The sequence below is a fragment of the Burkholderia anthina genome, assembly GCF_001547525.1.
Lineage (GTDB): Bacteria > Pseudomonadota > Gammaproteobacteria > Burkholderiales > Burkholderiaceae > Burkholderia > Burkholderia semiarida.
Genome location: NZ_LNJP01000003.1, coordinates 1,927,314 through 1,946,913, shown reverse-complemented (window position 1 = coordinate 1,946,913; position 19,600 = coordinate 1,927,314). Strand labels below are relative to the sequence as shown.

Genomic DNA, 19,600 nt, shown 5'->3' with positions numbered 1-19,600 from the left:
ACCAGCCACACGGCGCGTTGGTTCTATCCGCCGCGAAATCGTCCTGATTTACTTGAGCCTCCCGCTACCCGCGCGGCGCGGCGCTGTCGTGCGCCGCCGCGCGGCCGTACGCCCCCTGCCATCCGAGGAGTCTCATGACCGCCGAGCACCGCCCCGATCAATTCGTCCTGACACTGTCGTGCCCGAGCGCGGCCGGTCAGGTCGCCGCCGTCGTCGGCTTTCTCGATCGCCATCGCTGCTATGTCGATGCGCTGAACGTGTTCGACGACGATCTCAGCAACCGCTTCTTCGTGCGCTGCGTCTTTCATCCGACGGATGAGACGTTGCAGATCGACGCGCTGCGCCAGGAATTCGCGCCGATCGCGGCCGGACTCGCCGGCCGCGATGGCGGCATCCAGTGGGCGATCCACGATGTCAACGCCAGGCCGAAGGTGCTGATCATGGTGTCGAAGCTCGAGCACTGCCTCGCGGATCTGCTGTTCCGCTGGCGCATGGGCGAGCTGAAGATGGACATCGTCGGCATCGTGTCGAACCACCCCGACTTCGAGCCGCTCGCCGCGCAGCATGGGTTGCCGTTCCGGCACTTCCCGATCACGGCGGAGACCAAGGCGCAGCAGGAAGCGCAATGGCTCGACTTCTTCGAATCGAGCGGCGCCGAGCTCGTGATCCTCGCGCGCTACATGCAGGTGCTGTCGCAGGAGACGAGCGCGAAGCTCGCGAACCGCGCGATCAACATCCATCATTCGTTCCTGCCCGGCTTCAAGGGCGCGAAGCCGTATCACCAGGCGCATGCGCGCGGCGTGAAGCTGATCGGCGCGACCGCGCACTTCGTGACCGACGATCTCGACGAAGGCCCGATCATCGAGCAGGTCGTCGAGCGTGTCGATCATGCGCTGCGGCCGGAGCAACTGCTTGCGGTGGGGCGCGACGTCGAATCGCTGACGCTCGCGCGCGCTGTGAAGGCGTTCATCGAGCGGCGGGTGTTTCTGAACGGCGACCGGACGGTGGTGTTTTCGTAAGCGGACGCCGCGCCGGCCTGTATCAGGCGCTGCCCGCCAGGAAATCGGCGGGAAGGCTGTGCGCGAGCACCCTGTCGACATTGATCAGATCGTTGCCGTCCAGCTTCGCGCGCAGCAGCCGTGCGGCCAACGCCTCGCGGTCGATGTGTCGCGCGCCCGTCGCCGCGCCGCTCATGGCAGACGGCTCCGCTCGGCCTGCTTCAGTGCCTCGCGCGCGGACTTGAGCTGCACGCGCGTGAAGGCCAGCGCGTGCGCGGCGAGATCGTGGCTGTCTTCCCACAGGTTGCGCCAGATCGCGAGGATGCCTTCGAGCGGCTGGCCGACGACGCGCGACGAAAAACTCTCGAACGTGATCGGCCCCGTGTAGCCGCTGAACATCAGCGCGCGGAACACCGCGGTGAAATCGACGTTGCCCGATCCGAGATACCCGCGATGCGAATCGCCGACATGCACGTAGCCGAGATGCTCGCCCGTATCGCGGATCGCCGACGTCACGTCCGACTCCTCGATATGCATGTGATACGTGTCGAGATGCACCTTCACGTTCGGCCGCGCGATGCGTCGGCACAGCTCGACACCCTGCGACGCGGTGTTGAGCACGTTCGACTCGTAGCGATTGACGACCTCGAGCCCGAGCGTGATGCCGCTTTGCGCGGCCATGTCGGCCACCTGCGCGAGGATGTCCGCGGACATCGCGACACCGGCAGCCGTCGTCGGCGTGACATTCTTCTGGAACGCCGAATACAGGATCCCGCATACGTGCGTCGCGCCGCAATCGCGCGCGACACGCAGCGCCGCCTCGAGTTTTTGCTTGCCGCGCGCGGCCTTCTGCACGTCGCCGCTCGAAATGTCGGATTCCGCGTCTAGCCCGAGCGAGAACGTGATGCCGAGGCCGGATCGTTCGAGTTCGCGCCGCGTGAATTCGGCATCGATCGAATCGGGATCGAGCGCGGGCACCTCAATGAAATCGAAGCCCGTCTCGGCCGTGTTCGCGATCGCGCGCACGCACGCGTCGCGGCTCCAGCCGGCTTCCCACACCAGTGCATGTACGCCAAGCTTGTTCATTTCGTCTCCTTCCGTTGAGGGGGTTCGAGGGCGCCGAGCGCAGGCGCCGCACTTGAACTGGGCCTGCGCGGCCGCGACGCATGCCGCGCCCATGCCCAGCGCACCAGCATCACCGCGAGCAGGAACGCGCCCCACAGCGCGGTCGCGAGATGCTGGCTCGCACCGAGCAGGTTGAGGCCCGATGCGATCACCTGCAGGATCACGAGCGCGATCACGACCGGCGCGACGCGACCGAAGCCGCCGAACGGATCGACACGCCCGAGAAAGCAGGCAAGCACCGAGATCAGCAGGAACGCCTCGCCGTGGCCGACACGCACCGAGTTGAAGCGCGACAGCATCACGACGCCGGCCACGCCGCACATCAGCCCCGACAGCATGTAGATGCGCGTGATCGCGCGCGTGGTCGAGATGCCCGAGTAGCGCGTCGCCTCCGCGTTCGAGCCGATCATCCGCGTGACGAAGCCGAGCCGCGAATACGTCATCACGATGTGCCACAGCAGCGCGCAGCCCGCGAAGATCCACAGCGGCACCGGCACGCCGAGCCACAGCCCGTTGCCCATCGCACGCACGACCGGCGGGAACCCGGAAATGTCGCCGCCGCGCGTCAGGAATTCGCCAAGGCCGCGCAGGAAGATCATCGCCGACAGCGACACGAGGATCGGGCTCGCGCCCGTCCAGGCGATCACCGCGCCGATCAGCCAGCCAGCCGCGGCGCCCGTCGCGAGCGCCGCCGCGATGCCGAGCGCGACCGCTGCGATGCCGGCCTCCGGGCCGCCGTGCGACTGGATCACCCACGCCATCGCGAGCCCCGCGATGTTCGCGGTGAACGTAACGGCGAGATTGAAGCCGCCGGACACCAGCGGCATCAGCATCGCGAGCGTGAACAGCCCGAGCTCGGGAAGCTGGAACGCGATCGACACGAAGGTTCCGTCCGTGAGGAAGCGATCCGATGCTACGCTCATCGCCACGACGACGCAGGCAAGGAAGCCGAGCAGGCCGGCCACGTCGGCCGGCACGGACAGCACTGCCAGGCGCCGGGATTGCCCATGTTTCATGATCATGCCCTCGCACGCGGCGACAGGAAGCGCGAGCCGGCCAGCCGGGCGACGCCGTCGCTCGACACGGTGATCGCAATCAGGATGACGGCGCCGACGATCATCTTGAACGCATACGGCGACACGCCGAGCAGGTTGAGCCCGTTCGCGGTAATCGATACGAGCAGGATCCCGAGGATTGCGCCGAGCACGGAGCCACGCCCGCCGCCGAGCCGCGCGCCGCCCAGCACGACGGCCGCGAGCACGTCCAGTTCGCGGCCGTACAGCGCATTCGGCACGACCTCCTGCACGTAGTGCGCCTGCATCAGCCCGGCGATGCCCGCCATCATCCCGAGCCAGCCGTATGCGACGTAATGCATCGTCGCGACATCGATGCCGACGCGCCGTGCGGCTTCCGGGTTGTCGCCCGTTGCGTAGAGCTGACGACCGAGCGTCGTGCGGCGCAACAGGAACCACGTCGCGACGACGGCGATGGCCATCACCGCGACCGGAAGCCCGAGCGACGCGACGCCTCCCGTCGTTTCGACCTGCACGATCGCGATGCGATTCATCCACCAGTCCGGCAGGTCGTAGATCGACACGCCGCCCGTCACGAACATCAGCCCGCCGAAGAAGATATTGAAGGTCGCGATCGTCGCGACGATCGACACGACGCGGAACCGGTAAATGATCGTCGCATTCACCGCGCCGAGCAGGATGCCGAAGCCGGCAGCGAACGCGAAGCCGAGCGCCCAGTTGCCGCCGCCGAGCCGCATGAGCGACAGCGCGGCGAGGTATTGCACCACCGACGCGCCGACCGCGAACGAGATGTCGATGCCGCCCGCGATCAGCACGATCAGCAGCCCGACCGCGAAGATGATGTTGACCGCGCTCTGGTTGAGCAGGTCGAACAGGTTGGACAGCGTCAGGAAGGTCGGCGTCGCGAAGCCGAGGCCGACCGCCATCGCGACGATCACGGCGAGCAGCCACGCTTCGGTCGCGCCGATGCCGAAGGGTTGCAGGTTACGCATGAACGTCTCGCTCGATGTGGTCGATCGGCTCGCGGCCCGGCACGTATTCGGCGACGATCCGGCCGTCGCGCATGTGCAGGATACGGTCCGCGTTGAAGTAGACCTCGGGAATCTCGTCGGAAATCAGCACGATCGCCATCCCTTCCGACGCGAGCCGGTGAACGATCGCGAAGATGCCGGCGCGCGCGCCGACGTCGACGCCGACCGTCGGCGAATCGAGGATCAGCAGCTTCGGCTTCGTCGCGAGCCATTTCGCGAGCACGACGCGCTGCTGGTTGCCGCCCGACAGCGTCGATACCGCGTCGTCGGGACCGCCGATCTTCACCGCGAGCCGCGCGACCCAGTCGCGAATCAGCGCGTCGCGCCGCCGCGGCGAAATCAGACCCGCCGCGCCAAGCAAGCTGTCGAGTACCGCGATCGCGGTGTTGTCGCCGATCGATTGCGGCTGCACCAGCCCCAGTTGCAGGCGGTCCTCCGACACATAGGCGATGCCGGCGCGAATCGCGTCGCGGTTGGAGCGCAGCGACAGCGGCCGACCGTCGAGCGTGATCGTGCCGGCATCCGGTCGCGTCATTCCGAACAGCGACAGCGCCAACTCGGTGCGCCCGGCGCCGAGCCGCCCCGTCAGGCCGAGGATTTCGCCGCGCCTCACCTCGAACGACACCGCATCGTATTCGCCGCGCCGCGACAGTCCGTCGACACGCAGCATGGCCGGTGCGGTCGACAGGTCGGTCGTGCGCACCGCGTAGTCGAAGGTGCGTCCCGTCATCAGTTCGGTGAGCCGCGTCTGCGTCATCCCGGCCGTCGGAAACGTGCCGACATGACGACCGTCGCGTATCACCGTCACGCGCGCGCAGACGTCGAGCACTTCCGCGAGCCGATGACTGACGAACACCACCGCGATGCCGTCGGCCGACAGGCGGCGCACGATCGCAAGCAGCGCCTGCGTCTCGGCGTGACTGAGCGACGCGGTAGGTTCGTCCATGAACACGAGGCGCGCCTGCGCCACGAGCGCGCGTGCGATCGCGACGACCTGCCGCTGCGCGATCGTGAGCGTGCGCACCGGCCTGTCGAGATTGAGCTCGACGCCGAGCCGCGCGAGAATCTGCCGCGCGGCCGTCTTCATCCGCCCGTAGTGAACCAGCCGCGGACGCGCGCCGAGGTTCTGCTCGAACGCGATGTTCTCGGCGACCGTCATCTCGGGAAACAGCGCGAGGTCCTGCCAGATCACCTGGATGCCGAGCGCGCGCGCCCGCATGGGATCGAGATCGACTGCCGGTTTGCCGTCGAAGCGGATCACCGCGCCGGGTTCCGGACGATGGACACCACTCACGATCTTGATCAGCGTGCTCTTGCCACAGCCGTTCTCGCCGGCCAAGCACAGCACTTCGCCCGGCATCACGTCGAAACGCACCTGCTGCAGCGCCTGCACGCCGCCGAACGTCTTCGACACGTTGTCGAGCTCGAGCAGCGGCGCGCCGGCCGCGCACGCGGCCGATGGCCTGACCGACCGGCCGGACGCCGCGGCTTCGCGGGAATGGGCAGACATCATCGCTATGCTCCGTTACGGCCTGCAATCGAACATCGGGCGAGTGGAACGACCGCGTCACATGACGCGTCGCGCCGGGGTGCGTCGCTCACAGCCCCTGCTTCGCGAGATCGTCGACGGTCTTCGCGTTCAGCTCGACGAGTTGGTTCACGATCAGGTTGTGGCCGTCCGGATGCACGACGCCGAGCCCCGGAATCGTCGTGCCGTCCTTGACCGGCTGCCCCTTCGCGAGCATCGTGCCGAGCGTGACGAACACCTCGCCGGCCTGCGCCGGATTCCACATGTAGCCGCCGCTCAGCACGCCGTCGTGCACGAGGCGCCTGCCTTGCCCCGGGGAAAACGGCCCGAGCACGATCACCTTGCCCTTCGCCTGCCGCTCGGCAACCGCGCGCGCGGCGCCGATCGGCCCCTGACTGCCGAACGCGAGGATCGCCTTCAGGTCCGGATGCGCGCGCATCAGGTCGAGCGCGGTCTTGCGCGAAGCGTCCACATCCTCGGCCACGCCGTAGCGGTCGCCCACGAGCTTCATGCCCGGATAGTTGGCCTTCAGGTAAGCGATCGCGGCATCGGCCCATGCGTTGTGCAGCGGTACCGTCAACGAGCCGACGAACACCGCGTATTCGCCCTTGCCGCCTACCGCGGCGGCGAGATTCTTCGCATACGCTTCGCCGAACCCCTTCGCGGACGCCAGCTCGAAATTCCAGTCCGTATTCTTTTGCTTCGGCGATTCGTGCGTGATGACCTTGATGCCAGCGGCCCGCGCGCGTTGCAGCACCGGCTCGAGCACCTCGGCATCGTTCGGCACCACGCCGATCACGTCGACCTTCTGCGCGATCAGGTCCTCGATCGCGCGCACCTGCAGCGCCGGATCCGCGCTGGTCGGCCCGACCATGAACGCCTTCACGCCGAGTTGCTCGGCGCGCTTCCGGATGCCCGCATCCATCGCGTTGAACCATGGAATGCCGCCGATCTTCACGACGACGCCGATCACCGGCTTGTCGGGCGACGCCGACGCGATACCGGTTGCGAGCGCGAACGCAGCCACGCCCGCGCATACCGTGCGCAAGAAGTTCACAGACATGTCTCCTCCATCCGAAGGCGACCGTCGCCGGGCTCTCGAGCCGCGACATGGCGGTCAGTTGCTAAATCCATTCAGCAAACTGTTTCATGTATGCTGAATCCATTTAGCTCCGACGGGAAGCATGGGAAAACCCTGATAGGGAATCGCGTCCCGAAACGCATACCGTCGGCATCATCAGGACCAGAACGCACTCGAGGGGAGCAACGACGCAGATGGCCCGCACGACTACCGGACGCAAGTCCACGATCTACGACATCGCGAAGGCGACCGGCGCATCCACGTCCACGGTCAGCATGGTGCTGAACGGTAACTGGGCGCGCTACCGGATCAGCGAGGAGACGGCCGCCCGCGTTCTCGACAGCGCCAAGACGCTCGGCTACAACGTCAATCTGAGCGCGCGCGGCCTGCGCCTGTCGCGTTCGGGGCTGGCGGGTATGGTCATCCCGCACTACCGCAACCGATTCTTCGCGGGGCTCGCGGAAACCTTCGAGGACGAGGCGCGCCGGCGCGGCCTGTGCCCGATCGTCGTCGGCACGCAGCGCGACCGGGACGTCGAACTGAACGTTACACAGACGCTGCTCGCGCAGCGCGTCGAGTTGCTGTTCATCGCTGGCGTACGCAATCCGGCTCCGCTCAACGCGCTGTGCGACGCGGCCGGCATACCGTCGATCAACGTCGACCTGCCGGGAGAAGGCGCGCCGTCGGTCGTGTCGGACAACCGCGCGGGCGCGCGGGCGCTGACCGACGTGCTGATCGACAAGATGATCGCGCGCGGCAATTCGGCAAACGAACTGATGCTGCTCGGCGGCATCGCCGGCGAATACGCGACGGAGATGCGCATCGCGGGCTTTCACGACGCGTTCGCCGCGCGCGGCCTGCCGCCGCCGCCGCACGACGCGATCGAGCGTTGCGGCTACGCGCCCGCCGCCGCGCGCGAGGCGCTCGCGCGACGCTACGAGACGCTCGGCCGGCTGCCTGCCGGCATGCTGACGAACTCGATCACGTCGTTCGAAGGGCTCGTCCGTTTCGCGTCGGAGTTGCCGTGGGATATCTGGCAGCGCACGGCCGTCGGCTGCTTCGACTGGGATCCGTTCGCCGCGCGCCTGCCGTTCGACGTCACGATGCTGCGGCAGGACGTGCAGCGGCTGATTGCCGAAGCATTCGCACTGCTCGATACCAATGACGCCGAGAGCAGCGCGCCACATCCGGTCGTGATGGTGCCGACGCGTTTCATGCGCACGCTCGACGACGACATGCGCGCGAGCGACGAAGAGCCGGCCGGCTGACCACGCGCACGCGGCATGAAAAAAACGCCCGACCGGCCTTGCGGCCAGCCGGGCGTTCTTCATTCAGGTCGCGCGACATCGCGACGCCGCGCCGAAACCGTGTGCGTGCGCTCCGGGCGAGCGAGTCTCAGGCGCTCACTTCACCCAAGCAAAGTAGTACGACAACCAGATCGTCAGCGCCGCGCCGATCAACGCCGCATACGGCATCAGGCTCAGCCACGGCGCGCGCTTCGGCACTTCGAGCTCCATGTCGCGCTGCATCTGCGCGGGGAATCGGCCGCGGTCCTGCCAGTAGTGGCGATACAGGAACACCGGCACGATCAGCAGCATCGCGATCAGCCCGTTACGCAACGTGCCCTCGCCCTGCAGGTTCGCGCCCGCGCCAACATAGACGAGGTTCGCATACCCGCAGATCGAGCCCGCGACGAGCAGCCACGTCGGGCAGCGGAACGGCCGATCCCAGTTGCCGCGATCCATCCGGTGTATCCAGCCCGACTGAAGATTCAGGAATACGAACAGCATGTAGCAGACGTTCGAGATCGACAGCACCGTCATGTAGTCCGACATCATCAGCAACACGAGGTTGAAGCCGAGGTCGGTCCACATCGCGCGCGTGGGCGAGCCGTGCTCGTTCACGTGCGACAGGTACTTCGGCAGCCAGCCGTCGACCGACGCCTGGTACAGCGTGCGCGACGAGCCCATCATCGACGTCATCACGATCAGCAGGATCGACAGCATCAGCATCACGACGACCGCATTCGCGACCCACGCGCCGCCGCCGACGATCTTCGCCATCGCGGCTGCGACGCCGGTGCCGTCGCCGATCGCCGGATCAAGCATCGCCTGGGTGCCGAGCGCGCCCTGGAACGCCATCGGCACGAGCGTCATCACGACGAGACACAGCGCGCCCGACCAGAAGATCGCCTTCGCGGTATCGCGCCGCGGATCGCGGAACTCACGCGTGTAGCAGACGGCCGTCTCGAAACCGTACGACGCCCAGCCGGCCATGAACATCGCGCCGAGCGCCATCGTCACGCCCTGCCCGTTCCATGAGCCGAAGGTCGCGGCCGTAAGGTTGCCCTGCGCGTCGTGACCGAGCGGCAGCAGCGGGAGCAGGTTCGACATCGGCACGTCGCCGGTGACGAACGGCACGATGCCGACGATCAAGAGCGGCGTGAGCGACGCGATGCCGAGAATGCGCTGCGTACGCGCGGCCTTCGACGCACCGCTGTGCTGAAGTTTGAACGTGATGAGAAGCAGAATCGTCGCGATGATGAACGTCGCGTTGATTCGCAAAGACAGACCGGGCTTGATGAACCCGAGATCCGCAGCCTTGAACTGCCAGTGCAGCACCGCCGCATTGGCGGGAAAGAGACTCGTGAGCGCATAGCTTGCCGCGAGGCCGCAGCCGAGCGCGAGCATCGGCGACCACGCGAGCCAGTTGCACCACACGGACACCGGGGCAATCAGCTTGCTGTAACGGACCCAGCCGATCGCGCCATACACCGACGCGCCGCCCGATTTATGCGGAAATAGCCCGGATATTTCCGCATAAGTCGCGCTTTGAACCAGCCCCATCGTGATCGCGGCGATCCAGATCGCCCACGCGGGCTGGCCGATCGTCGCGCATACGCCGCCGATCGTGAACAGCACGCCTGCCGGCACGCCGCTCGTTACCCAAAAAGCGTCTTTCCACGTCAGGCCACGATGCAGCGTGTGGCCCGTCGAATCATGTGAGATGGTTGCCTCGACATCACTGGTGCGATTAGCACGCAGTCCTGCTTGACTCATCCAATTCCTCCTCTCGATCAGCGTAAGCGCTTCAACGTTTACGCTGCTCCGATACAAAGCGGGATGACTCCGCACAAGGGCGCTAGTGTAACAACTTACGCGCTTTTTTGCAGAATCCGAAAAAGAATTCCGGGATATGGCTGCATTTCATCCTCATTGTTTCGGATTCCTGCATGCCATTCCCGGCGTGTTGTTATGATGATTCGTACGACGTATGTCGGGAGACTTACTGCGCGCCTTCCGTCCACGCATTCACGCGGTCGGCATGCGCCGCGATCCACGCATCCGCGGCCGCTTCCGGCTTCGAGCCGTTCTGGATCGCCAGCATCACGCTGTCGATTTCACCCGGCTTCCACTGGAATTTCTTCAGGAACGCGACGACCGGCTTCGCCTTGGTTTCGAGGCCCGGATTCACGACGCTGTCGACGTGCTCGGCGCCGCCGAACACCTTCTTCGGATCCTCGAGGAAGCGCAGCTTCCACTTCGCGAACATCCAGTGCGGCGCCCAGCCGGTCACGATCACCGGCTTGTTCGCGCCGACCGAGCGCGACAACTCGGCCGTCATCGCGCTGCCCGAGCTCGGCATCAGCGTGTAGCTCAGCCCGTAGTTCTTGATCGCTTCGTCGGTCTTGCGCATCACGCCCGCACCGGCATCGATGCCGACGATGCGGCCGCCGAAGCTGCTCTTCTCGGCGTTCAGATCGTCGATGCTCTTCGCCTTCACGTAATCCGGGACGATCAGGCCGATCTTCGCGTCGGGAAAGTTCGCGCCGAGGTCGACGACCTTGCTCTTGTATTCGCTCCAGTAGGAGCCGTGCGTGACCGGCAGCCATGCGGACAACGTCGCATCGAGATCGCCGCGCGCGACGCCCTGCCACATGATCCCGGCGGCGACCGGCACGAGCTTCACCTCGTAGCCGAGCTTCTTCTCGATCACGCGGGCAGCGACGTTCGACGTCGCGACGCTGTCGTCCCAGCCTTCGACATAACCGATTTTCAGCGTCGGCTTCGTATCGGCGAGCGCCGATGCGCTCAGTGCCGCCATCGCCGACAGTGCGCCGGCCCAAAACAGTTTTCCGAACAATTTCATGGTCGATCTCCTTGGTCTGCGCACCGTGCGCGTTGTCTCTCTAGGTTCTTCAACCACAAATCCGCGGTATCGTTGTTTTCCGACAGATGCTTGTCCGGACGCGACGCGCCCGGACAGCCGATGGCGCCTTCGACTACTTGTCGATCACGAGATCCGACAGCGGCTTGCTGCAGCACAGCAGCACCATCCCCTGATCGATCTCGCGCTGGCGGATGCCGCCGTTGTGTTTCATCTCGACCTGCCCCGACACGAGCTTCACCTTGCACGTACCGCACATGCCCTGCGTGCACGATGCCGGCAGCCGCACGCCCGACTGGCGCGCCGCGTCGAGCACGTGCTGCTCCGAGCCGCACGAAATCTCGCGATTGCTCTTCGCGAAGCTGACCGTGTACTGCTTCGTGCCGGCGTCGCCGCCTTCGGCCGGCGGCGCGAGATCGGCCAGCAGCTCGTCGCTCGCGGTCTGCGCGAGCGTCTCGAACGAGAAGCTTTCCTCGTGATACTGCTTGCGATCGAAGCCGGCTTCGTCGAGCAGGTCGCGCACCGCCTTCATGTACGGTGCGGGGCCGCACGTGAAGATTTCGCGTTCCATGAAATCCGGCGCGATCAGCTTCAGCAGCGGCAGCGTCAGGAAGCCGGTGACGCCCGGCCAGTTGGTGCGTGCGCCGACGCGCTCGACGACGAACGACGTGCGGAAATTCGTGTGGTTCGACGCGATCAGGTCGAGCTCGCGCGCGAAGATGATGTCGTCCGGCGTGCGTGCGCTGTGCACGAACAGGATGTCGCGATCTTCCGCGAGATCATGGTGTGCACGGCTCATCGACATCAGCGGCGTGATGCCCGAGCCGGCCGACAGGAACAGGTACTTGCGTGCCGGATGCCTTGCACACGTGAATTCGCCGGCCGGGCCGAGCACGCGCACCGACACGCCCGGCTGCAGGTTGTCGTGCAGCCAGTTCGACACCTTGCCGCCCGGCACGCGCTTCACCGTGATCGACACCGTGTGCGGCCGCGCCGGCGACGACGAGATCGTGTAGCAGCGGTTGATCGTTTCGCCGTCGATGTCGAGCTCGAGCGTGAGGAACTGCCCGGGCTCGAACGAAAACGTGCGGCCCTGCGGCGAACGGAAGAAGAAACTCTTCACGTCGTGCGTTTCCTGCCGCACGTGGCAGCACACCAGCGTTTCCTCGACGTCGCTCGTCCAGCGCTCGGGCAGCGCGTTCCAGAACGCCGGGCGCGTCACCCGGCTGTCCGCCGGCTCGAAATTGGCCGCATCTCGCATCATGTCAGCCTCCGCAGGGCCGCCCCAAGGAGGCTGACCGCCCCCGCGGGGGGCAGTGAACGAAGTGAACGTGAGGGTCGTTTCATCAGTTGCTCCGCTTGCTGTTCCGCTGACGACTACGCGCCGGTTTGTTCGGCGAGCCGGCCGATGTACCAGGCCGAGAATTTTTCGACGAGACCTTCCGTGTACGGCGAATACGGGCCCGGCTCGTACGCGCTGCTGGTCGCGCCGCGCTGCGAGAATTCGACGAGCGCGCGATCCTGGTCGTTGGTCGCGTTCCACACGGCCGTGAGGTTCTTCACGTCGTAGTCGATGCCTTCCTTCGCGTCCTTGTGCACGAGCCACTTCGTGCGCACGAGCGTCTTGCCGGCCGACAGCGGGATCACCGAGAACGTCACGATGTGATCGCTCATGAAGTGGTGCCACGAGTTCGGCTGCGTCCAGAACGACAGCCCGCCGAGGTCGGCCTTGTCGAAGCCGCCGAGCAGCTTCTTCGACGCGACCTTCGCGTCGAGCGTCTGCGATTCGCCGTGGCGGTCGAGCGGCAGGCGCTGCGTGCGGAAACCCGTCACGTCGAGCAGCTTTTCGATTTCGGCGGACGGCAGGCCCATCTCCGCCCACTCCTTGCCGCGGCGCACGCAGGTCTCGGCGAAAGCGTCCATGCCTTCGGCGTTCGCGTCGGAACGCTGGTAGCCGAAGCCGTATTCGTACAGCGAGATCGTCAGCTCCGGATGGTTCGCGACGCAGTGATAGCACTCGCGGTTGTTCTCCATCGTGAGCTTCCAGTTGCCTTCCTCGATGATGTCGATCTGCGCGGCGATCTTCGTGTTCGGCAGATCGTGCGGCAGCAGGTACGGTTCCATCTCGGCGCGCATCTGCGCGAAATCGACGGGTGGCTCGTCGGCGAGGCAGATGAAGATCAGGCCCGCGAGGTTCTCGACGTGCACCGACTTCAGGCTGTGCTTGCAACGGTCGAACTTCTCGCCCATGTGCTCGGCGAACATCAGTTGGCCCGTCAGGTTGTAGGTCCAGCTGTGGTACGGGCACACGATGTTGCCGACCGAGCCTTTATCTTCGTTGCACAGGCGCGCGCCGCGGTGACGGCACACGTTGTGGAACGCGCGGATCGCCATGTCGTCGTCGCGCACGATCAGGATCGAATCGTTGCCCAACTGCACGGTCACGTAATCGCCCGGCTCGGGAATGTCCGGTTCGATCGCCACCTGGATCCAGTGCTGGCGGAAAATCGCCTCCATGTCGAGCGCGAAAATGTCCTCGCTCGTGTAGAACGGCGCTTCGAGGCTGTAGCCTGCCTTGCGGCGTTCGATCAATGCACGAATGTCTGCCGATACTTTCATCGTTTGCTCCGGATTCCTTGCATCCCTGGGTTCTTGCCGACAGGCATCAAAATCAGTAGTCGATGAGCTGATGCTCGCGCAAATACGCAAGGATCACTTGTGCTTTTTCGACCGAACTCCCTTCATTTACGACGTTGCCGCCACGGCTTTCGGTCGTCGTCGCGGACAGCATCCGGGCATGCCCGGAGCGCTTCTCGGCGGCGACCAGTTTTACGGGTTTACGCTCGACCGGGCCGACCGTCCACGCGGTGGCGTCGGCGTCCGCGCCGCTCGCCGCGAGCGCCGGCCGGATCGCGCCGGCGCGCAGCCGCGCATAGGCATAGCGCGGCTCGACACCGGCAAGCGGATGGACGGCCACGACGGCCGGCAGCGCCGCGTCGACACGCCGCCGCAGTCCTTTCGGCAAAAATTGCCGGACTGCCACGCGACCGCCATCGACCGTCACGTCGACGGCCGAGCCGACGAGCGGATAGCCGAGCGCCGCGGCGACGCGATACGGCAGCATCCCGGTGTCGTACGCGCCCTCGGCGCGCGTGCCGGTCAGCACGAGGTCGTAGCCTTCGATGCGCGCGGCGAGCGCGTGCACGGCATCGTCGCCGTCGCGGCAGGCCAGCACTTCGACCTCCCGCGCGCCGAGCGCCAGATACTCGGCGAGCGCGGCGTTGGCGGGGTCGCCCGCGTGGATCACGTCGAGCGTCGCGCGATGTTTTTCCGCGAGCTGGCGGCCGGTTTCGAGCGCGGCCGCATCGTTGCGGCTGTAGCGCGCGACGCCGCTGACCGGATGCCGGCCGACGGACACGAGCACCGCGATGCGTTGCAAGGGGCGAGGGGCATTCATGCGGCGACTCCTTCGGGTTCACGGGTACCGACCGCGGCCGGCGATTCGCCGCGCGCGGCCCGCGCGGCCTGGACCTGCTCGATCAGCGCGGCGATCGTCGCCTGCGCGTCGCCGACCACCGTCAGGTTCGCGCGCTTGGCGATCGGCGCACTGCCGTCGAGGTTCACCGCGATCACGTGGCGGCAATCCTTGATCCCCTGCAAATGCTGCACCGCGCCCGAGATGCCGAACGCGATGTACACGCTCGCCTCGACCGTCTTGCCGGTCGCACCGACCTGCTTGTCGCGCGTGAAGTGGCCGTTGTCGACCGCGACGCGGCTCGCGCCGATCGCCGCGCCGAACACGCCGGCCAGCCGCTCGAACGCAGCGATGTCGGACACGCCATTGCCGGCCGACACGATGAAGTCGGCTTCCTCGAGCGCGACCTGGGCCGCATCGATTTCGTCGAGGCCGAGATCGCGGTACGGCTGCGCGGCGTCATGCGCCGGGCGGATGAAATCGGCAGCCACGCGTTCGCCGGCACCGACGAACGGCAGCTTCGCCTCCACCGCGTTCTGCGCGAGCAGGATCACGTCGGGCAGCGCACGGGTCGCGAACGCGCGCCCGGCCTGCGCGTACGCGCCCACGTGCTTCGCGTCGATCTCGACGACGTGGGTCGCGACGCTCGCGCCGACCGCCGCCGCGTAACGGCGGCCGAGATCGCCGTCGCCGGTCGCGTTGTCGGGCACGAACACATGCTTCGGGGCGAGCGCGGCCACACAGGCCTGCAATGCTTGCAGTTCGCTTTCGGGGTCGAACGCGCGGCGATCGAAGCCGGTCAGCTCGAGCAGCTTGTCGACACCCAGTTCGGCCACGTCGTCCTTGAGTTCGCCGAACGCGAGCAGCGCGACTTCGGTCTGCGCATCGGCGAGCACGGCCGCGGCGGCGATCGCCTGCCGCGAATGGTCGTCGAGCGCGCCGCGTTCGGCATGGGCGACCACCAGCATCACGTGCTTCGGATCCTGCAGCGCGCGGCGCGGCTTCGCCGCCGCGGCGCCATGACCGTGCGCGGACCACTGCGCGGCGTTCGCATCGGCGCTGCCTTCCTCGCCGAGCGTGATGCGCTTCAGGCCGGCGGCCGTGATGATGAACGGCCGGCGCGGATCGATTCGTTTGGTCGTATTCATCGATTCACTCCAGCGAGGCGGCGACGAGTTCGGCGACGTCGAGCACGTCGGGGCGCGGGCCCACGACGCCTTCGAGCATGGCCGTGCAGTTCGGGCACGCAACCGCGACCACGTCCGCGCCGATCGTGCGTGCGTCGGCGATGCGGATGTCCGGGATGCGCTGCTTGCCGGGGATGTCGGTGAGCGGCGCGCCGCCGCCACCGCCGCAGCAGCGGCCGCGCATGCCGTTGCGCTCCATCTCGACGACCTGGATGCCGATCGTCTTCAGCAGCTTGCGCGGTGCTTCCGTCTCGCCGTTGTAGCGGCCGAGGTAGCACGGGTCGTGATACGTGGTGCGCTTCTCCTGCAGCGCCTCGACCGCCTTCGGCGCGATCTTGCCGCTGTCGGCCAGTTCGGCCAGATACGTCGTGTGATGCTTGACCGTCACGCGCAGCCCGAGCGCACGGTATTCGTTGCGCAGGCTGTGCATCACGTGCGGGTCGGCCGTCACGATCTGCTTGTACGACAGCGTGCCGAGCGTGCCGATCAGGCGCTTCGCCATCTGCTGGAACGTCGCTTCGTCGCCGAGCCGGCGCGCGACGTCGCCCGTGTCGGTCTCGGTCGGGCCGAGCACCGCATAGTCGACGCCCGCCTTGTTCAGCACCTTCACGAACGCACGCAGCGTGCGCTGGTAGCGCATGTCGAACGCGCCTTCGCCCGCGACGAACAGCACGTCGACCGGCTTGCCGGGCTGCGCGACGGGTGCGCTCAGGTCGACCGACCAGTCGTAGCGTGCGGCCGTGTCGTAGCCGCCCATCGTGCCCGTCTCGCGCAGGTTCGCGAGTACTTCCTGGCCCTTGCCCGGGACCGTGCCGTGCACGAGCGTGCGGTTGCGGCGCATGTCGACGATCGCGTCGACGTGTTCGATCAGCATCGGGCATTCCTGCACGCACGCGCGGCAGGTGGTGCACGACCACAGCGTCTGTTCCTCGATCAGGCCCGACACGATCGGGCCGTTCGGCTCGCCGCGATGCTGGCCGACAGGCAGGCCCGGCGTGGGGCTGCCCGCGTACGCCGCATCGGTACCGCCGGCCATCCCGACGACGAGATCCTGGATCAGCTTCTTCGGGTTCAGCGGCTGGCCCGACGCGAACGCGGGGCATGCGGCTTCGCACTTGCCGCACTGCACGCATGCGTCGAAGCTCAGCAACTGGTTCCAGCGGAATTCGACCGGCTTCGCGACGCCGTACTCCTGATGGTCGATGTCCGGCAGCTTCAGCGCGGTCGGCGGCGTGGCCGTGCCGTTGCCGGTGAACGATTCGCGGGTGGCCGCGAAACGCTCCTGGCGCGGGTGGAACGCGAGGTGCAGCAGGCCGGCGATCGCATGCTTCATCGGGCCGCCTTTCGCCGCGCCGACCGTCATCGTGAACGCCCCGATGCCGATCAGCAGCGCGCAGAGCACCGCGAACGCACCCGACATCGCGCCGGTCGGCACCAGCATGAACAGCACGAGGCCGAGCGCGAACGAACCGAGCAGCCAGGGCAGCGTATTCCACGGGCCGCGCGACAGGCGCGCCGGCACGTTCTTCGCCGTGCGGCGACGCCACACGAACACCGCGCCGACCAGCATCGCGAGCGCCGCGAGGAAGATCAGCTTGTCGAGCCACGGCGAGTAGATCGCGAGGCCGTAGTTGACGAACACCAGCGCGAGCGCGCCGATCGCGCCGCCGGCGGTCGCGACGTGGGTCTTCGCGATGTACGGATCGCGGGCGACCACGTGGTGCAGGTCGACGAAATAACGCTTCGGAATCGCGAACAGGTTCGCGACGCCAAACGCGCCGGGCGCGGTGGCGCGGCCCAGACGCCAGTAGGACGAGCGCTTCGCGACCGCGAACGCGAGCCCCGCCACCGACAGCCACAACAAGGCGGTAATGAGGAAGGACGGATTCATCTTTTAGAAATCCTTCACGAGACGCAGCGAGTCGTAGATCGCACCGTGGACGTTGTGCATCGAGATGCAGTCGCCGACACGGAACAGCAGGAAACGGCCGTTGCCGAGTTCTTCCGACAGGCACGGCTGCGGCTCGGCCGCGAACAGCGTGTGCGGATCGATCTGGCCGCGGTTCACCGATTCCGGCTTGAGCTTCCAGTACAGCTCGTCGTTCGGCGACGAGCCGTTCTCGATCACCACCTGGTCGACCGCGCGCTCTTCAAGTTCCTCGGTGTACTCGTTGCGCAGCACGGCGATCATCTTGCCGTTCTCTTCATAGACGCGATCGAGCATCGTGTTCGGCGTCGGGATCACGCCGAACGCGTACAGGCGGCGATAGAAGATCGGGAACGTCGTGCCGCCGCAATCGTCAGCGACCTTCACGTCCGGCGTCACCACCTCGACCTTCGAGCCGCGGCTCGCCATGAAGTCGGCCACGCCGGCGCCCGCATGCGTGCTCACGCCGTCGAACAGCAGCACGTTCTGCTTCGGCTCGACCTTGCCGGTCAGGATGTCCCACGAGCTGACGGCGAGGCCTTCGGCCACGCCCCACGCCGGCACCTGCCACGTGAAGCTCGAACCGCCGGTGGCAAGCACGACGATGTCCGGCTTCTCGGCCATGATCATCTTCTCGTCGGCGGCCACGCCGAGACGCCGGTCGACGCCCAGGCGCTTCGTTTCCATGTCGAACCAGCGGATGATCCCCGACATCTGCTCGCGCTGCGGCGCCTTCGCGGCGATCATCACCTGGCCGCCCACTTCCGCGTTCTTCTCGAACAGCACGACGTCATGGCCGCGCAGCTTCGCGACACGCGCGGCCTCGAGGCCCGCCGGGCCCGCGCCGACCACCACGACCTTGCGCTTCGGGCCGCGCGACTTCTCGATGATGTGCGGCATCGTCGCTTCGCGCGACGTCGCCGCGTTCTGGATGCACAGCACGTCGAGCCCGTTGTACTGGCGGTCGATGCAATAGTTCGCGCCGACGCACTGCTTGATTTCGTCCTCGCGGCCGTCGCGGATCTTGATCACCATGTGCGGATCGGCGATCTGCGCGCGCGTCATGCCGACCAGGTCGATCATGCCGTTCGCGAGCAGGCGCTCGGCCTGCCCCGCGTCGCGAATGCTCTGCGCGTGCATCACCGGAATCTTCACGACCGACTTGATGCCGGCCGCGAGATGCACGAACGGCTCCGGCGGCAGCGCCATCGGCGGCATGCAGTTGGCGATGGTGTTGTGCGTATCGCCGCCCGACCCGACCACGCTCAGGTAGTCGATCAGGCCCGTCTCGGACATCGCCTGCGCGATTTCCTTCAGCGCTTCGTGATCGAGACCGTCCTCGTGAAATTCGTCGCCGCACATGCGCAGGCCGACGCAGAAATCCTTGCCGACCGCCTCGCGCACGGCCGTCAGCACTTCGATACCGAAGCGCAGGCGGTTTTCGAGGCTGCCGCCCCATTCGTCGGTGCGATGGTTCGAACGCTTGCTCCAGAACTGGTCGATCAGGTGCTGGTGCGCGGCGGAGATTTCGATGCCGTCCATGCCGGCCGCCTTCACGCGCTTCGCGGCCGCCGCGAAATCGCCGATGATGCGGCGGATTTCCTCGATCTCGATGATCTTCGCGTTGCCGCGGTGCACGGGTTCGCGCACGCCCGACGGCGACATCAGGTGCGGCCAGTGCTCGCCGTGGAACGACGAGCGGCGGCCCATGTGCGTCGCCTGGATCATGATCTTCGCGCCGTGCTTGTGCATCGTGTCGGCCAGGCGCGTGAGCGGATCGATGATCTTGTCGGTCGACAGGTTCACCGATTTCCACCAGCCTTGCGGGCTGTCGATCGACACCGGGCTCGAGCCGCCGCAGATGGCCAGACCGACACCACCCTTCGCCTTTTCTTCGTAGTAGCGGATATAGCGGTCGCCCGGCAGGCCGCCCGGCTCGGCATACACCTCCGCGTGCGCGGTGCTGACGATCCGGTTGCGCAGCGTCAGCTGGTTCAGCTGCATGGGTTTGAACAGGTGGGGATAACGCATCGCTGGCGACCTCTGG

General features: G+C 66.6%; 16 protein-coding genes. 2 read left to right on the top strand and 14 right to left on the bottom strand.

The annotated features are described in order from the left end of the window. Positions 1–134: 134 nt before the first annotated feature. Positions 135–1,019 (top strand): formyltetrahydrofolate deformylase, encoded by an 885-nt coding sequence (gene purU / locus WS64_RS28600; protein ID WP_060968438.1) that lies wholly within the window; start codon positions 135–137, stop codon positions 1,017–1,019. A gap of 22 nt (positions 1,020–1,041) precedes the next feature. Here purU and WS64_RS35120 read toward each other — a convergent pair whose 3' ends face one another. The 6 genes from WS64_RS35120 to WS64_RS28575 form a co-directional block, all read right to left on the bottom strand. Next, positions 1,042–1,194, bottom strand: a complete 153-nt coding sequence (locus WS64_RS35120) for a hypothetical protein (protein WP_208606874.1) — start codon at positions 1,192–1,194, stop codon at positions 1,042–1,044. Continuing rightward, positions 1,191–2,084, bottom strand: coding sequence for a sugar phosphate isomerase/epimerase family protein (locus WS64_RS28595; protein ID WP_060968621.1), 894 nt, complete (start codon positions 2,082–2,084; stop codon positions 1,191–1,193). Before WS64_RS28595 ends, WS64_RS35120 begins: the two co-directional genes overlap by 4 nt. Then, a complete protein-coding gene (locus WS64_RS28590) occupies positions 2,081–3,139 on the bottom strand; it encodes an ABC transporter permease (RefSeq protein ID WP_167351638.1) in 1,059 nt (352 codons plus the stop codon). The genes WS64_RS28595 and WS64_RS28590 overlap by 4 nt, the downstream gene beginning before the upstream one ends. Before the next feature lie 2 nt (positions 3,140–3,141). After that, the gene (locus WS64_RS28585; RefSeq protein WP_060968437.1) at positions 3,142–4,149 is read right to left on the bottom strand and encodes an ABC transporter permease; all 1,008 of its coding nucleotides are present in this window, start codon (positions 4,147–4,149) and stop codon (positions 3,142–3,144) included. Then, entirely contained in the window at positions 4,142–5,701 is a 1,560-nt protein-coding gene (locus tag WS64_RS28580) for a sugar ABC transporter ATP-binding protein (protein WP_060968436.1), read from the bottom strand. Before WS64_RS28580 ends, WS64_RS28585 begins: the two co-directional genes overlap by 8 nt. A gap of 85 nt (positions 5,702–5,786) precedes the next feature. Continuing rightward, positions 5,787–6,779 carry a substrate-binding domain-containing protein gene (locus tag WS64_RS28575; RefSeq protein WP_059643225.1) on the bottom strand — a complete coding sequence of 331 codons (993 nt, stop codon included), beginning with the start codon at positions 6,777–6,779 and terminating at the stop codon, positions 5,787–5,789. A gap of 212 nt (positions 6,780–6,991) precedes the next feature. Here WS64_RS28575 and WS64_RS28570 point away from each other — a divergent pair, with 212 nt between their 5' ends. Next, positions 6,992–8,065, top strand: coding sequence for a LacI family DNA-binding transcriptional regulator (locus tag WS64_RS28570; protein WP_059584365.1), 1,074 nt, complete (start codon positions 6,992–6,994; stop codon positions 8,063–8,065). A 135-nt stretch (positions 8,066–8,200) separates the two neighbouring features. Here WS64_RS28570 and WS64_RS28565 read toward each other — a convergent pair whose 3' ends face one another. The 8 genes from WS64_RS28565 to WS64_RS28530 form a co-directional block, all read right to left on the bottom strand. Next, entirely contained in the window at positions 8,201–9,856 is a 1,656-nt protein-coding gene (locus tag WS64_RS28565) for an APC family permease (RefSeq protein ID WP_060968435.1), read from the bottom strand. A 226-nt stretch (positions 9,857–10,082) separates the two neighbouring features. Beyond that, complete coding sequence (locus WS64_RS28560) at positions 10,083–10,946, bottom strand: glycine betaine ABC transporter substrate-binding protein (RefSeq protein WP_059642386.1); 864 nt, start codon at positions 10,944–10,946, stop codon at positions 10,083–10,085. A gap of 133 nt (positions 10,947–11,079) precedes the next feature. Further along, the gene (locus WS64_RS28555) at positions 11,080–12,228 is read right to left on the bottom strand and encodes an FAD-binding oxidoreductase (RefSeq protein WP_060968434.1); all 1,149 of its coding nucleotides are present in this window, start codon (positions 12,226–12,228) and stop codon (positions 11,080–11,082) included. A 113-nt stretch (positions 12,229–12,341) separates the two neighbouring features. After that, on the bottom strand, positions 12,342–13,583 hold the full coding sequence (locus WS64_RS28550; protein WP_059583196.1) for an aromatic ring-hydroxylating oxygenase subunit alpha: 1,242 nt from the start codon (positions 13,581–13,583) through the stop codon (positions 12,342–12,344). 52 nt (positions 13,584–13,635) lie between these two features. Then, positions 13,636–14,421: an electron transfer flavoprotein subunit beta/FixA family protein gene (locus tag WS64_RS28545; protein WP_059583197.1), complete on the bottom strand. Its 786-nt coding sequence runs from the start codon at positions 14,419–14,421 to the stop codon at positions 13,636–13,638. Further along, positions 14,418–15,587 carry an electron transfer flavoprotein subunit alpha/FixB family protein gene (locus WS64_RS28540; protein WP_060968433.1) on the bottom strand — a complete coding sequence of 390 codons (1,170 nt, stop codon included), beginning with the start codon at positions 15,585–15,587 and terminating at the stop codon, positions 14,418–14,420. The genes WS64_RS28545 and WS64_RS28540 overlap by 4 nt, the downstream gene beginning before the upstream one ends. Positions 15,588–15,591: 4 nt before the next feature. Then, entirely contained in the window at positions 15,592–17,517 is a 1,926-nt protein-coding gene (locus WS64_RS28535; RefSeq protein WP_060968432.1) for a (Fe-S)-binding protein, read from the bottom strand. A gap of 3 nt (positions 17,518–17,520) precedes the next feature. After that, positions 17,521–19,584: an NADH:flavin oxidoreductase gene (locus tag WS64_RS28530; protein ID WP_006488987.1), complete on the bottom strand. Its 2,064-nt coding sequence runs from the start codon at positions 19,582–19,584 to the stop codon at positions 17,521–17,523. Between the last annotated feature and the right edge of the window lie 16 nt (positions 19,585–19,600).

Excerpts from the sequence above, each read along its gene's own strand:
- WS64_RS28580 (WP_060968436.1), bottom strand. The coding sequence starts at position 5,701 with ATGATGTCTGCCCATTCCCGCGAAGCCGCGGCGTCCGGCCGGTCGGTC.
- WS64_RS28535 (WP_060968432.1), bottom strand. The coding sequence starts at position 17,517 with ATGAATCCGTCCTTCCTCATTACCGCCTTGTTGTGGCTGTCGGTGGCG.
- purU (WP_060968438.1), top strand. The coding sequence starts at position 135 with ATGACCGCCGAGCACCGCCCCGATCAATTCGTCCTGACACTGTCGTGC.
- WS64_RS28550 (WP_059583196.1), bottom strand. The coding sequence starts at position 13,583 with ATGAAAGTATCGGCAGACATTCGTGCATTGATCGAACGCCGCAAGGCA.
- WS64_RS28595 (WP_060968621.1), bottom strand. The coding sequence starts at position 2,084 with ATGAACAAGCTTGGCGTACATGCACTGGTGTGGGAAGCCGGCTGGAGC.
- WS64_RS28545 (WP_059583197.1), bottom strand. The coding sequence starts at position 14,421 with ATGAATGCCCCTCGCCCCTTGCAACGCATCGCGGTGCTCGTGTCCGTC.
- WS64_RS28540 (WP_060968433.1), bottom strand. The coding sequence starts at position 15,587 with ATGAATACGACCAAACGAATCGATCCGCGCCGGCCGTTCATCATCACG.
- WS64_RS28565 (WP_060968435.1), bottom strand. The coding sequence starts at position 9,856 with ATGAGTCAAGCAGGACTGCGTGCTAATCGCACCAGTGATGTCGAGGCA.
- WS64_RS28560 (WP_059642386.1), bottom strand. The coding sequence starts at position 10,946 with ATGAAATTGTTCGGAAAACTGTTTTGGGCCGGCGCACTGTCGGCGATG.
- WS64_RS28590 (WP_167351638.1), bottom strand. The coding sequence starts at position 3,139 with ATGAAACATGGGCAATCCCGGCGCCTGGCAGTGCTGTCCGTGCCGGCC.
- WS64_RS28530 (WP_006488987.1), bottom strand. The coding sequence starts at position 19,584 with ATGCGTTATCCCCACCTGTTCAAACCCATGCAGCTGAACCAGCTGACG.
- WS64_RS28570 (WP_059584365.1), top strand. The coding sequence starts at position 6,992 with ATGGCCCGCACGACTACCGGACGCAAGTCCACGATCTACGACATCGCG.
- WS64_RS28575 (WP_059643225.1), bottom strand. The coding sequence starts at position 6,779 with ATGTCTGTGAACTTCTTGCGCACGGTATGCGCGGGCGTGGCTGCGTTC.
- WS64_RS35120 (WP_208606874.1), bottom strand. The coding sequence starts at position 1,194 with ATGAGCGGCGCGGCGACGGGCGCGCGACACATCGACCGCGAGGCGTTG.
- WS64_RS28585 (WP_060968437.1), bottom strand. The coding sequence starts at position 4,149 with ATGCGTAACCTGCAACCCTTCGGCATCGGCGCGACCGAAGCGTGGCTG.
- WS64_RS28555 (WP_060968434.1), bottom strand. The coding sequence starts at position 12,228 with ATGATGCGAGATGCGGCCAATTTCGAGCCGGCGGACAGCCGGGTGACG.